The sequence below is a fragment of the Spirabiliibacterium pneumoniae genome (assembly GCF_014884995.1).
Taxonomy (GTDB): domain Bacteria; phylum Pseudomonadota; class Gammaproteobacteria; order Enterobacterales; family Pasteurellaceae; genus Spirabiliibacterium; species Spirabiliibacterium pneumoniae.
On sequence record NZ_JABMII010000008.1, the window covers coordinates 140,941 to 155,300 of the forward strand.

The window sequence follows — 14,360 nt, forward strand, 5'->3', positions numbered from 1 at the left end:
CGTGCTACACAAGCAAAAGTGCGGTCAGCAGAGATGAAAAAAGCCATGGAAACATGGCTTTTAAATTAAGAAAAAATCAGCGTGCCGAGAAAGACAATCATGCCCAAGGCGCCGATAACCGTAATTAATGCGTAAGTTAATGTGCTCATAAACACTCCTTTTTTAGATTGTTACACCAGTGGTTTAAAGCCGTCTAGTTTGCCAATAAACCTTTTTCCAATAAGGCGAGTTGAGCGAGGAATAAATCACCCCGCCTTTGGTGGAGGCATGCAAGAATAAATCGTCTTTAACATAAATCCCCACATGGTAGCCATTTGGCCCCCGCCCTGTTTTAAAAAACACCAAATCACCTGTTTGAATGTCGCGCCTTGAAACCCGTACCCCTTGCTTTGCTTGCGCTTTGGTGGTGCGTGGAAGCCTGATGTTAAAACGCTGAGCAAACGTGGTTTGTACAAAGCCTGAGCAATCTACACCCCGTCGAGATTGTCCTCCAAGCACATAAGGTGTACCCTGCCAGCTATGCTGCTGTTCGCTGAGCTGCGCAATCGTGTAGATAGGGTCTGGCAAGTGGGTGGTATAATGCCCTGTGCTTGCCACACGCTCTTCTTCTCCACCGCTTGATGAACACCCGACCAAAGCAGCCAGTATGAATGCCATAACGGTTGTGCGCCACATTTCAATCAGGCCTTGCGTGAATATTGTTGTGCCACGCGTGAGCGCAATTTTTGCCCTGGTTTGAACACAACCACTCGGCGGGCGGAAACAGCTACACTTTCACCCGTTTTAGGATTGCGTCCTGGACGTGATTTTTTATCTCTCAATTGAAAATTGCCAAAGCCTGAGAGTTTAACATCTTCACCTTGTTCTAAACAGGTGCGAATTTGCTCAAAAAAACTTTCCACCAACTCTTTAGCTTCACGTTTACTCAAATCGAGCTTTTCAATCAAATACTCTGCAATTTCTACTTTCGTTAAAGTCATAGTTTAATCTCTCAAATAAGCATTAAAACGCTGCTTCAACTCAGATACAACATTCGATACTATCTGGGTAATATCGTCTTCTTCGAGCGTTTTTTGTTGGTCTTGTAAAATCAAGCTGATCGCAAGACTTTTACACCCATCGGCCACTCCTGTGCCTTGATAAACATCAAACAAGTTAACTTGAGTGAGCGTTTCACCTGCAGCGCTACGACACGCTGCAACAACATCTGCTGCAGCGACATCTTGGCTGACCACAACAGCAATATCCCTGCGATTGGCAGGAAAACGAGAAATTGGCTTGGCTTGCACAATGTCGCGCTCGGCAAGGGCTGACCACAAAATCTCAAACACAATTGCACGACCGTTAATGCCTAGACTTTGCGCAATTTGTGGGTGCAGGCTACCAATAAAGCCCACTTCTTGCCCATCTAGTACTATCGCAGCCGACTGCCCAGGATGCAGGGCTGGAAAAACTTTGCTGACATAAATTACACGGCTGGCTGCACGAGTAAGTTGCAAGATGCTGTCCAAATCACCTTTGAGGTCATAAAAGTCCGCACTTTCGCTCTTTTCAAACCAATTTTCATTGTGCCGCGGACCAGTTATGACCGCACTTAGCACAAATTCTTGGCGCACGCCAGCTTCAGCGTTTTCATCAGGGACAAAACGCAGACCTGTTTCAAACAAACGGATGCGATTTTGTTGGCGATTTTGGTTATACACCAATGCGCCTAAAAGCCCAGGCAGCAATGACAAACGCATCGCCGACATATCGGCTGAAATTGGGTTCGGCAAAATCAAGGCTGGCTGCTCTGGGTGCAATTTTTGTTGTACTTTTGGGTCAACAAAGCTGTAAGTCACCGCTTCTTGGTAGTCACGATCAACAAGTGCGGTTTTAATGCGTGAAAGCGCCACATCGGCCTCTTTATGCTCACGCATCGTCAAGTGTGCCAATGGTGCACAATTTGGAATAGCGTTATAGCCATAAATGCGTGCGACTTCTTCAATCAAATCTTCTTCAATGGCAATATCAAAACGCCAGCTGGTTGGTTTTGCCGTCCATTGGTCATTAAAGAATGTCACATCAAACCCAAGCCGAGTCAAAATGTCAGTCACGATGTCATCCTCAATGTGATGACCTAGCAGCGAATCAAGCTTACTACGGCGCAATGTTACGCTGTTTTGTTTTGGTAAGTCTGTCTCGCTGACCACTTCACAAATCTCACCAGCTTCACCGCCACAAATCTCAATCAAAAGTGCGGTCGCGCGCTCCATTGCGTGACGTTGTAACATGTAATCCACGCCACGTTCAAAACGGTGAGATGAATCCGTATGTAAGCCATATTGACGCGCACGCCCTGTAATCGCCAGTGGCGCAAAAAAGGCAGATTCTAAAATCACATTTCGGGTGCCTGATGTAACCCCTGTGTGCAACCCTCCAAAAATACCCGCCATCGCAACAGGCCCAGTTTGATCGGCAATAACTAGCGTATTCGCTTTTAATTTTACGTCACTTTCATCCAGTAATGTCAGCTGCTCGCCTTCTTTCGCCATACGCACCACAATCGGTTGGCTTATTTTATCGGCATCGAAGGCGTGCATCGGCTGCCCTAATTCCAACAAAATATAGTTGGTGACATCCACCACTGGATCGATCGAGCGCAGGCCACAACGGCGCAGTTTCTCTTGCATCCATAATGGTGTGTCTGCCTGTACATTCACATTTTTAATCACTCGCGCAAGATAACGCGGACATGCTTGAGGTGCTTGCACATCAATGGCGACCTTATCGCTTAACGTTGATTTAACTGGCGCAATGACAGGCTCGCTGGCATCTACTCTATTAACAACCCCTAGCTCACGCGCAACACCACGCACGCTTAAACAATCCGCACGGTTTGGGGTTAAACTAATTTCAATTGAGTTGTCATCGAGCTTAAGATACGCCCGCAAATCTTGCCCAACGGGTGCATCTGCTGGCAGTTCAATGATGCCGCTGGAATCAAGCTCGATACCCAGCTCTTTGTAAGAACACAGCATGCCTTCAGACGGTTCGCCACGCAGCTTCGCTTTTTTAATTTTAAAATCGCCTGGCAACACAGCCCCAACGGTGGCGCAAGCCACTTTTAAGCCTTGACGACAGTTAGGTGCACCACAAACGATATCCAGCAGGGTATCTCCCCCCACATTGACTTTGGTTACGCGCAGTTTATCTGCGTTCGGGTGTTGTTTGCATTCAACGACTTCACCAACCACTACACCTGAGAAGTCGCCCGCGCAAGGTTCAATGCCGTCCACTTCAAGGCCAAGCATGGTAATTTGTTCGGCTAACTCAGCTGTTGAGATAGCGGGATTGACCCACTCACGCAGCCATAATTCATTTAATTTCATCTATCTCACCTTACAGCGTTTTAAATTGTTTCAAAAAGCGCAAATCATTTTCAAAAAACGCTCGCAAATCTGTGACGTTGTAACGCAACATGGTTAAACGCTCAACCCCCATGCCGACGGCAAAGCCAGAATATTCATTCGAATCAATGCCCACATTGCTCAACACATTAGGGTGAACCATCCCGCAGCCGAGCACTTCTAACCATTTGCCGTTTTTACCCATCACATCCACTTCTGCAGAAGGCTCTGTAAATGGGAAATAAGACGGACGAAAGCGGATTTTTAAATCTTCTTCAAAGAAATTACGCAAAAAGCGGTGCAACAATCCTTTAAGCTCAGTGAAATTGGCTTTTTTATCGACAAATAATAGCTCTATTTGGTGAAACATCGGCGTGTGTGTTTGATCGTAATCATTACGATATACCCGCCCTGGCGCCATAATGCGAATTGGCGGATGTTGTTTTTCCATAGTTCGGATTTGTACGCCAGAGGTTTGGGTGCGCAGCAGGCGGTTGACATCGAACCAAAATGTATCATGATCCGCACGTGCTGGGTGATGCGCTGGAATGTTGAGCGCATCAAAGTTGTAGTAATCGGTTTCGATTTCAGGGCCTTGTTCAACACTAAAACCCAGCTCTGAAAAAAATTGGGTAACACGGTTGATTGTGATAGTCACAGGGTGCAACCCACCGCAATCACTATTACGACCAGGCAGCGATACATCCAGTGCTTCTTTTGCTAATTGTTCATTGAGCTGAGCTTGCTCAAGTGCGGTTTTACGTGTATTGAGGGCTTCTTGCACTTGCACCTTGGCTGCATTGATTTTCTGCCCCGCCGCTGGGCGCTCTTGCGCAGGCACATCGCGCAAACCTTGCATTAAGGCGGTAAATTGCCCTTTCTTCCCAAAGTAGTCAACCCGCACACCGTCCAATGTGGCAATATCATTGGCATTGGCAATGGCATCCAGTGCTTGGGATGTAATATGTTGTAATTGTTCCATTTTTTCTCCAAGATCAGCCCTTGCCACATTAACGCAAAACTTGCCTTGATTACACGATCTCAGACAGTTTGACGCGTCGAAAACATCATATGGCGAGCATAGTAATGATCTCTAATTTATTAACGATTCGGTGTGGCTATATAATACTCTAATAAATTTGAAAAATCATCTAGTTATTAGACTTTTACCACCACCATGGATAAAAATTCGCCCCGATGCTTGGGCCATAAAAATCACCCAAAGCGTAGCCAAAGCCAACACGAGGGGCAATGCGCACGGGTTGTGTCCGCACAGGCTGAGCATAATCGCTGGCATTTAGCACGCTTTGTGTTTGATTTTGCGACGTTTTTTGCTTAGCATTTGGCGCTGGGGTTTGGTGTTCTGCCTGATAACTTGGCAATGCGCTATCGCCAGATATTGGGGTCTGCGTGCAAGCACTCAACAATGCACTTGCGCTGATAAGAATAAAGCGATACATAACGCTCCTCATAATAATAAATAATCAGCGTGATTATACACAAAAAAACCGCACTTTAATGACTAAAGTGCGGTTTGATTACGATGAAATTAAAATGTGGTGGTGTCTTGGAACAAGCCCACTTTGAGATCAGTTGCGGTGTATATAACACGCCCGTCAACTTCCACTTCACCGTCGGCCACGCCCATCACCAATTTACGGTTAATCACCCGTTTAAGGTGCAAGCGATAAATGACCTTTTTCGCGCTAGGCAAAATTTGCCCCGTGAATTTCACTTCGCCCACGCCTAACGCACGCCCTTTGCCTTTACCGCCAAGCCAGCCAAGATAAAAGCCCACAAGTTGCCACATGGCATCTAAGCCCAAACAGCCTGGCATCACAGGGTCGTTAATAAAATGACATTGGAAGAACCATAAATCGGGCTTAATGTTAAACACTGCTTCCACATAGCCTTTGCCAAAATGCCCACCATCTTCACGCATTGTGGTGATTTCATCCATCATCAACATCGGTGGTGCAGGCAATGGCGGGCCATCCTGCCCAAAAAGCTCTCCTTTACCTGATGCAATCAACTCATCATAGGTATATGACGATTTTTTGTTAATGGAATTGCTCATTCGCTCTGTTCTCCTTTTTCGCGCTGCAATGACGGCATTCTAGCAGAGTTAAATCAAATTGAAAACAGCTCACAAGTGTATGCTGAAATTATTTCTTGAATTTAGCCAAGCCTTGTACAAGTACACGATAAAAATGCCCAACCGCACTTTGCGTTTTATTCTCTAGCCTTGCTGAGATAAGATCAGACAATGACTCAACGGTAGCGTCATCGCTAAACAGGGGTTGACCAGTTAAAATAGCTAACGCTTGTTCAACATTTTCCACACACCAGATCGCAAACTGACCTGTTTTCACTGCCGCAATCACTTCTGGGTGCAGGCTAAGTTGTGAGCATGTGATTTTAGGAATAATCACCCCCTGCTCGCCAGTGAGTCCGCGCCGTTGACAAAGGGCAAAAAAGCCTTCAATTTTTTGATTCACCCCGCCGACACTGTGTACCCGCCCACTTTGGTCAATGGCGCCCGTGATCGCAATATGTTGCGCAATTGGCACCTCGGCCAACGCACTCACCAATGCACAAAATTGCGCCAATGATGCGCTGTCGCCGTCAATGTCGGAATAAGACTGTTCAAAGACAATCGCAGCAGAAAACGGCAATTGTGCTGGCAAGTTGAGCATATGAGCAAGGCAATATTGCGCCAGCATTGTACCTTTGCCGTGAACATTGCCCGCCAAATCATTTTTGCGCTCAACATCGGTGATTTCCCCCTCGCCAAGCTGCACAGTGCAGGTAATGCGACTTGGCTCGCCAAAGCTGATCGGTGTACCTGCATATTCCACGACCGACAACCCATTAACTTGCCCGATGCGAGCGCCTTGGGTTTCAATAAAAATTTGCTGGTTGACGTATTCCCGCAGGCTCAAATCCGCCAACGAAGCATATTGATAGCGAATGCGATCGGCATAACGCCAAACCGCACTTTGGTCGATTTCTGCTCCCTCACAAAGTGCGGTCATGCGATGAATTTGCCCTTGTAACTTAGCAAGTGCAATCGGCTGCAGCTGTCCATCTTCACTTTCACGCGCACCCAATTGATACAACGCTGCCAACCCGTCCACCGAAAACAGCTTGCCCGAGGTTTGTACAATACCTTGCACAAGCCCCGCCCACTGCTGTAATGTGGCAGGTGTACTGGTGTCAAAGTAGTGTTCAATTTCGCTGTATTGCGCCAATTCATACAACGTTTCATCGAGTTGCATCAAGGCAGCTAACTGCTCACGCGAGCCGAGCAATATCAATTTAAATGCCACTTTCACAGGCGCAGGCTCTGGCAGATTGGCTTTTTCAGGCAATGGCCAGTGCAGCTGCCCTGTTTGCAACGCGTGTTTTAATACAAACCACCACTGTGGATGCTGCACCAATGCCGTGACACCGAGCAACAATACCCCACCGTCAGCTTGCTGCAACAAACCAGGCTGACAGTCCACTTGTCCATGGCTGTTGTAAACACGGCCAAACAGCGTGCTGTGTTGAAAATATAACGCACTCACCACAGTCTGCACGCCCAGTGTGCGCAAGTGCTGGGCAATCAATTCACCATAACAGGCGATATCTTCACATTTCAATACTAACGCTCGCCCCATTGGCGCTGTCAGCAAATCACTCAATGCCGAACACGCGCGCCCTTGCAGTGCCATAAAAGGCTGTATTTGATGAATATCAAAGTCAAAGTGCGGTTGTGGGGCAAGGGCTGCATAAGATAAAGGTTGTATGCTCACAGTGTTCTCTCAGTTCATTTAACTTTGGGTATTATAACCCTATCACGCCAATATTCACAAAGCCTAAAAAGCCCTGTATACTGTGTAAAAGTGACATTGTCACGAATACAGTTTAGGGGGAGCAATGAAATACCAAAAATTAGAAAATCAAGAAGCGCAGTGGAAATGGCTCTATTTAGCAAAAAAAATCCGCAACGGGGAAAATATCACCCGCTACGATGAACAAAGCTTGGCCAACGACAAAGCCAATATCCTACTACAAGCACAAAATTACCCAGCATTAATTGAACAGTGGATTGCTCAACATCTCGCGCCCTCCTTGACTGTCAAACTCGATCAAGCTATCCGCGCTCGGCGCAAGCGGTATTTCAATGGCGAAAAACGCAGCACCAAGAAAAAATCTATTGATTTGGAATACCACGTTTGGGCACGGCTGTCGCGCCATTCACGCAAGATGAAAATGACGCTTTCTGAAACCATTATGTATATGATTGATGAAGCTGAAAACAAAGAACGCTACGCCAGCAAAATGGACTTAATGAAGAAAAATCTCCAGCAGCTACTTGAATAATTTTTATCCAATGCCATCTATCCTGTTAACGAAACTGTGAACATTTTGCTCAAATATCTGTCATAGCTTTCGTTAGGCTTAACAATTTCTTTTACAGGATAGAGAACATTTTATGAAAAAAAATAATTTTATTTTATCAACGCTGGCTGCAGCTGTACTGGGCTTGAGCTTGAGTACACTGCCTGCGTATGCCGAAAGCGCAACAAACTTAGCTGAAAGCATTATCAAAACCCCAACGGTAGCAGCAAACGATGGCCAACAGCTGCCGAGTTTAGCGCCGATGTTACAAAAGGTATTGCCAAGTGTAGTCACCGTGAATGTTTCTGGCACGCAAAAGCAAGAATCATTAATCCCTGAGGAGTTTAAATTTTTCTTTGGACGTGACTTTGGCGCAGAACCACGGGAGTTTCAAGGGTTAGGCTCAGGGGTGATTATTGATGCGGATAAAGGTTATGTGCTGACCAACAATCACGTTATCGAAAACGCGGATAAAATCAGCCTCACATTACAAGACGGTCGGGAATTTAAAGCCAAACTGATCGGCGCGGATAACAAATCTGATGTCGCCTTATTGCAAATGGAAAACCCGAAAAATCTCACTGCCATCACTGTTGCCAACTCTGACAAATTACGCGTGGGCGATTATGTGGTTGCCATCGGTAATCCATTTGGCCTTGGACAAACTGTAACGTCAGGTATTGTCTCTGCACTTGGTCGTTCAATGCTGTCAGGCAGTGGCAATTATGAAAACTACATTCAAACTGATGCAGCCGTCAACCGTGGCAATTCTGGCGGTGCGCTGATTAACCTTAACGGTGAGCTGATCGGTATTAATACCGCGATCATCGCGCCAAGTGGTGGTAATGTCGGCATTGCCTTTGCGATCCCAAGTAATATGGCGAATAATTTGGTGAAACAAATCATTGAATACGGTGAAGTTCGCCGTGGTATCTTGGGCATCAAAGGCGGTGAACTCAATGCCGATCTTGCCAAAGCGTTTGGCGTGGAAGCACAAAAAGGCGCATTTATCAGTGAGGTGATACCAAAATCGGCAGCGGAAGTGGCAGGATTGAAAGCTGGTGATGTGATCACCGCCATTGACGGACAGCCAATTAATAGCTTTGCTGAGCTGCGTGCTAAAGTAGCAACAACGGGTGCTGGCAAAACCGTGAAACTCACCTATCAACGTGAAGGGCAAAGCCACGATACTGATGTTGTGCTGCAAGCCGACGACCAAAGCCAAACCACTGCCTCAAGCGTGATGCCTGCATTAAAAGGCGCAGAGCTTGGCAACTATAATAAAGATGGCGTGCAAGGCGTTGAAATTACCAATGTAGCGCCGAAATCAGAAGCGGATCGTTATGGATTGCAAAAAGGCGATGTGATTATTGGCGTTAACCGTCAACGAGTCAACAACATCAGCGAGTTGCGCAAAATGTTAGAGAAAAAACCGTCTGCGGTTGCACTCAATATTAAACGTGGCGACAGCAATTTCTATATGCTAGTGCAATAACCGACCGCACTTTGTTCCAATCCCCAGTTTTGCTGGGGATTTTTTTATCTTGCAATTTTGCGCAACTGCCCTACAATCAGCCAAAAACAGGAGGCTCAATGGCAGACCCACATATTAAATCCCCTATGGACATAGGGGATTATTTAACTGTTATTTTATACCGTTTAGGCTTTTTTTTCGCAGCGGGTGGCATTGGCTTACTGACCACTTCCACTTACGCGCACACGGGCTTTTTACTGTTAGCGATAGCTAGTACCTTGTGCGCTGGCAGTTTACATATTTACCTCAAAAAATTCCGCCTAATTTTGCAGTTTGCTACCTGGACTGGGCTAATTCTCGCCCTGCTCGACCTGCATACTCTCGCTCTGGGTGCATTTTTTGTGACCCTTGGAGGGTTATGTTTTAAAGAATATTTTTGCTTTCGTGTGCCATTATTAAATCTACAGCCACTCTTTTTAGTATTGTTGTGGGCTGCTCACACGTTTACAGGCTTAACAATAAGTACAATTTTAGCTGCATTATGTGGCGTATTATTTTTCTGGCTTGCGATCAAAAAAGCACGAATGCCACTGCATTTTGATATTGGAGATAAATGCAAATATGAAGTTTAGGCCTTACGTGACCGCACTTTATCTCTACCCGATTAAATCGACCCAGCCACAAGCCGTCACCGAGCTGGAAATCAGCGACGAAGGCATCACCTTTGATCGCCGTTTTATGCTCACTGACCTCAGCGGCAATTTTATCACGGCACGCAAACACGGCGCACTGTATGACTTAACGGCACACATCACTGCCACAGGTTTGTGCGTGGCGCACCGTGATGGCAGCCATATTGACGTGCATTACACGGATTTTGAGCAAACCGCACTTTGCACCGTTTGGAGAACGACATTTATAAGCCATGTGGCCAGTGATGCGATTAACCACTGGTTTAGTCAAAAACTACAAAGTGCGGTGCAACTGCGTTGGTGTGGGCACAGCAGCACACGGCGGATTAAGCGCTACCCACAGACTGCACTTTCCTTTGCCGATGGCTATCCACTGCTGCTGACCAATCAGCAAAGTTTGCTCAATGTGCAGCAGCACTGCCCTGTGGTGATCGATATGCGCCAATTTCGCCCTAATATTGTGATTGACAACGCACCTGCGCTGTCTGAACTGCACTGGCAACGTCTTCGCATTGGCGGAGTGGAATTTATCCACGCCAAGCCCTGCGAACGTTGCATACTGACCACGCGTGATCTACAAAGCGGGCAACTTGAACCCAAAGCCGAGCCTTTTCGCACCTTGAAAAAACATTTTGCCAATGCTCAAGGTCAACCGCTTTTTGGGGCAAATTTAATTGCCGTGAACAGCGGTACCATTGCTCTTGATGATCCGATCGACGTTTTGGCCTAAAACATAAAAGTGCGGTTGGCAGAATGTGGCATACATCACAATTTGAGAATTTTTCTCATTTGTTCAAATTTTGATAAAAGTCTAACCCTTTGGCTCGTTTACGATTTTAAAAAGTCAAGGGCAAGGGGGCAAATTTTTCACTTGAATTTGTCATAGAAAATCACTATCTTGTATTTCGTTTTTTAATCCACCACAACATATAGTAGTTGTTAAATCTTTTAACATCGTTGTTTGTATCATCGAAAACAGGACATCTTATGAACAAAGCATTGATGGTCACTAAGCGTGACGGGCGCTTAGAGCCAATTGATTTGGATAAAATCCACCGCGTAATCACTTGGGCTGCGGAAGGTTTGGATAATGTGTCAGTTTCACAAGTGGAGTTGCGCTCACACATTCAATTTTATGAGGGCATTCGCACATCCGATATCCACGAAACCATCATTAAAGCCGCTGCCGACCTTATCACCAAAGATGCTCCTGACTATCAATACCTCGCCGCGCGCTTAGCGGTATTCCACCTACGCAAGAAAGCCTATGGCCACTTTGACCCACCTCGCCTGTACGATCATGTGAAAAAACTGGTGCGCATGGGCAAATATGATCCTGCATTGCTCACCGACTACTCGCGTGAAGAGTGGGATGAAATGGACGGCTATCTGGACCATTGGCGTGATATGACATTTTCTTACGCGGCTGTGAAACAGCTTGAAGGCAAATACTTGGTACAAAACCGTGTCACAGGCGAAATTTATGAATCTGCACAATTTTTGTATTTGCTCGTAGCGGCGTGTTTGTTCAGCCAATATCCGCAAGAAACGCGTTTGAGCTATGTGCGCCGTTTTTATGATGCGGTGTCCACCTTTAAAATCTCCTTGCCAACACCGATTATGGCTGGCGTGCGGACACCAACCCGTCAATTTAGCTCGTGCGTGTTGATCGAATGCGGCGACAGCTTGGATTCAATCAACGCCACCGCAGCATCGATTGTGAAATATGTATCACAGCGTGCAGGGATTGGAATCAACGCTGGTGCAATCCGTGCACTCGGCAGCCCTATTCGTGGTGGTGAGGCTTTCCATACTGGCTGTATTCCGTTTTATAAACACTTCCAAACTGCCGTCAAATCCTGCTCCCAAGGTGGGGTGCGCGGTGGCGCGGCCACGGTGTATTACCCTTTCTGGCACTTAGAAGTAGAAAGCCTATTAGTGCTGAAAAATAACCGTGGTGTAGAAGATAACCGTGTGCGCCACATGGACTACGGCGTGCAGCTTAATAAATTAATGTATCAACGCTTAATCAAAGGTGGCAATATTACATTGTTTAGTCCATCGGATGTACCTGGACTTTACACCGCATTTTTCGCCGACCAAGAAGAATTTGAGCGTTTGTATGTGCAATATGAAAACGATCCGAACATTCGCAAGCGAAGTGTCAAAGCCATTGAGCTGTTCTCGCTGTTAATGCAAGAGCGCGCATCAACAGGGCGCATTTATATCCAAAATGTGGATCACTGCAACACCCACTCTCCGTTTGACCCGCATGTGGCGCCCGTGCGTCAATCGAACTTGTGTTTGGAAATTGCCCTGCCAACCAAACCGCTTGAGCATATTCACGATGAAAAGGGCGAAATCGCCCTGTGTACCCTTTCTGCCTTTAATCTCGGCGCGTTAGACAATCTCGATGAGCTAGAAGACTTGTCCGATCTCGCCGTGCGCGCGCTCGATGCCTTGCTCGATTATCAAGACTACCCGATTACGGCCGCGCGCTTAGGCTCTATGGGTCGACGCTCACTTGGCATTGGGGTGATTAACTTTGCCTATTATTTGGCTAAACACGGCGTGCGTTACTCTGACGGCAGTGCAAATGACTTAACTCACCGCATTTTTGAAGCCATTCAATATTACTTGCTCAAAGCGTCAAATAATTTGGCGAAAGAGCTTGGTCCGTGCGGTTACTTTAACGAAACAACCTATTCAAAAGGCATTTTGCCAATTGATACCTATAAAAAAGACATTGACAAGCTCACATCCGAGCCATTGCACTACGACTGGGAAACGTTGCGTGGGGAGATTCAAGAATTTGGCCTGCGCAACTCGACCTTGACCGCACTTATGCCGTCTGAGACATCATCGCAGATTTCCAATGCTACCAACGGCATTGAGCCACCGCGTGGTCATGTGAGCATTAAGGCGTCTAAAGATGGCATTTTGCGCCAAGTGGTGCCCGATTATGAAAACTTAAGCGACAATTACGAATTACTCTGGGATATCCCAAACAACGAAGGCTATTTGCAACTGGTAGGGATTATGCAAAAATTTGTCGATCAGGCAATTTCAACCAACACCAACTACGATCCAAAACGCTTTGAAGACGGCAAAGTGCCAATGAAACGCCTGCTTGCCGACCTGCTCACCGCCTACAAATACGGCGTGAAAACGCTCTATTACCAAAACACCCGTGATGGTGCTGACGATTCACAAGAAGACATCGACGACGGCTGTGCTGGCGGCGCGTGTAAAATTTAATTTAAATGAGGTATTTATGGCTTACACTACGTTTTCACAAAATAAAAATGATCAGCTCAAAGAGCCGATGTTTTTCGGGCAGAACGTGAATGTTGCACGCTATGACCAACAAAAATACGAAACCTTTGAAAAGCTGATCGAAAAACAATTGTCGTTTTTCTGGCGACCTGAAGAAATCGATGTTTCTCAAGACCGCATTGATTACCAAGCGTTGCCTGAGCACGAAAAGCATATTTTTATCAGTAACTTAAAATACCAAACCTTGCTGGATTCGATTCAAGGGCGCAGCCCAAATGTGGCGCTTTTGCCCGTGGTCTCTATTCCAGAACTTGAGACATGGATTGAAACTTGGACATTTTCAGAAACTATCCACTCACGTTCCTATACGCACATTATCCGCAATATCGTCAACGATCCATCGGTGATATTTGACGACATCGTCACTAATGAAGAAATTATCAAGCGCGCGAAAGACATTTCCGCTTACTACGATGATTTTATCCGCGACACCCAACTCTACACGCTGTATGGCGAAGGCACCTACACGGTAGATAGCAAAGAGTGTGTGGTCAATTTACGCAGCCTGAAAAAGCAACTGTACCTGTGCTTGATGAGCGTCAACGCACTTGAAGCGATCCGTTTCTATGTCAGCTTCGCCTGTTCGTTCGCCTTCGCAGAACGTCAATTGATGGAAGGCAATGCTAAAATCATCAAATTTATCGCCCGCGATGAAGCGCTGCACCTCACTGGCACCCAGCATATTCTCAACATTATGGCATCAGGTCAAGATGACCCAGAAATGGCTGAGATTGTAGAAGAATGCAAAACTGAGGCCTATGAACTATTTCTCGCAGCCGCTGAGCAAGAAAAAGAATGGGCCAATTATCTGTTCAAAGACGGCTCAATGATTGGCTTAAACAAAGACATTCTCTGCCAATATGTGGAATACATCACCAATATCCGTATGCAGGCGGTCGGCTTACCACTGCCATTTGAAGTGCGGTCAAATCCAATTCCGTGGATCAACGCCTGGTTGGTTTCCGACAATGTTCAAGTCGCACCACAAGAAGTAGAAGTCAGTTCCTATTTAGTCGGACAAATTGACTCTAAAGTAGACACCAGCGATTTCGGTGATTTTGATCTCTAAGAAAAAGGTAACCG

General features: G+C 46.3%; 13 protein-coding genes. 6 read left to right on the plus strand and 7 right to left on the minus strand.

Annotated elements, in window-relative coordinates; translation table 11 throughout:
• Nucleotides 1–183: 183 nt before the first annotated feature.
• The 7 genes from HPC38_RS06870 to HPC38_RS06900 form a co-directional block, all read right to left on the minus strand.
• Nucleotides 184–657 carry a C40 family peptidase gene (locus tag HPC38_RS06870; RefSeq protein ID WP_208120541.1) on the minus strand — a complete coding sequence of 158 codons (474 nt, stop codon included), beginning with the start codon at nucleotides 655–657 and terminating at the stop codon, nucleotides 184–186.
• 23 nt (nucleotides 658–680) lie between these two features.
• Nucleotides 681–980, minus strand: coding sequence for an integration host factor subunit alpha (locus HPC38_RS06875; protein ID WP_208120542.1), 300 nt, complete (start codon nucleotides 978–980; stop codon nucleotides 681–683).
• A gap of 3 nt (nucleotides 981–983) precedes the next feature.
• Nucleotides 984–3,371, minus strand: coding sequence for a phenylalanine--tRNA ligase subunit beta (gene pheT / locus HPC38_RS06880; protein WP_208120543.1), 2,388 nt, complete (start codon nucleotides 3,369–3,371; stop codon nucleotides 984–986).
• 10 nt (nucleotides 3,372–3,381) lie between these two features.
• Nucleotides 3,382–4,371: a phenylalanine--tRNA ligase subunit alpha gene (gene pheS, locus HPC38_RS06885; protein ID WP_208120544.1), complete on the minus strand. Its 990-nt coding sequence runs from the start codon at nucleotides 4,369–4,371 to the stop codon at nucleotides 3,382–3,384.
• A 184-nt stretch (nucleotides 4,372–4,555) separates the two neighbouring features.
• The gene (locus tag HPC38_RS06890; RefSeq protein WP_208120545.1) at nucleotides 4,556–4,849 is read right to left on the minus strand and encodes a hypothetical protein; all 294 of its coding nucleotides are present in this window, start codon (nucleotides 4,847–4,849) and stop codon (nucleotides 4,556–4,558) included.
• Nucleotides 4,850–4,938: 89 nt separating this feature from the next.
• Nucleotides 4,939–5,466: a bifunctional 3-hydroxydecanoyl-ACP dehydratase/trans-2-decenoyl-ACP isomerase gene (gene fabA, locus HPC38_RS06895; RefSeq protein WP_208120546.1), complete on the minus strand. Its 528-nt coding sequence runs from the start codon at nucleotides 5,464–5,466 to the stop codon at nucleotides 4,939–4,941.
• Nucleotides 5,467–5,554: 88 nt separating this feature from the next.
• The gene (locus HPC38_RS06900; protein ID WP_208120547.1) at nucleotides 5,555–7,186 is read right to left on the minus strand and encodes an AAA family ATPase; all 1,632 of its coding nucleotides are present in this window, start codon (nucleotides 7,184–7,186) and stop codon (nucleotides 5,555–5,557) included.
• 124 nt (nucleotides 7,187–7,310) lie between these two features.
• Here HPC38_RS06900 and matP point away from each other — a divergent pair, with 124 nt between their 5' ends.
• From matP to nrdB, 6 genes are all read left to right on the plus strand, one after another.
• Entirely contained in the window at nucleotides 7,311–7,757 is a 447-nt protein-coding gene (matP, locus tag HPC38_RS06905; protein WP_208120548.1) for a macrodomain Ter protein MatP, read from the plus strand.
• A gap of 112 nt (nucleotides 7,758–7,869) precedes the next feature.
• On the plus strand, nucleotides 7,870–9,270 hold the full coding sequence (locus tag HPC38_RS06910; RefSeq protein ID WP_208120549.1) for a Do family serine endopeptidase: 1,401 nt from the start codon (nucleotides 7,870–7,872) through the stop codon (nucleotides 9,268–9,270).
• A gap of 98 nt (nucleotides 9,271–9,368) precedes the next feature.
• Nucleotides 9,369–9,881 carry a DUF2301 domain-containing membrane protein gene (locus HPC38_RS06915; protein WP_208120550.1) on the plus strand — a complete coding sequence of 171 codons (513 nt, stop codon included), beginning with the start codon at nucleotides 9,369–9,371 and terminating at the stop codon, nucleotides 9,879–9,881.
• The gene (locus tag HPC38_RS06920) at nucleotides 9,871–10,671 is read left to right on the plus strand and encodes an MOSC domain-containing protein (protein ID WP_208120551.1); all 801 of its coding nucleotides are present in this window, start codon (nucleotides 9,871–9,873) and stop codon (nucleotides 10,669–10,671) included. Before HPC38_RS06915 ends, HPC38_RS06920 begins: the two co-directional genes overlap by 11 nt.
• A 257-nt stretch (nucleotides 10,672–10,928) precedes the next feature.
• Nucleotides 10,929–13,199, plus strand: a complete 2,271-nt coding sequence (gene nrdA, locus HPC38_RS06925; RefSeq protein WP_208120552.1) for a class 1a ribonucleoside-diphosphate reductase subunit alpha — start codon at nucleotides 10,929–10,931, stop codon at nucleotides 13,197–13,199.
• 16 nt (nucleotides 13,200–13,215) lie between these two features.
• Nucleotides 13,216–14,346: a class Ia ribonucleoside-diphosphate reductase subunit beta gene (gene nrdB / locus HPC38_RS06930; protein WP_208120553.1), complete on the plus strand. Its 1,131-nt coding sequence runs from the start codon at nucleotides 13,216–13,218 to the stop codon at nucleotides 14,344–14,346.
• Nucleotides 14,347–14,360: the final 14 nt, after the last annotated feature.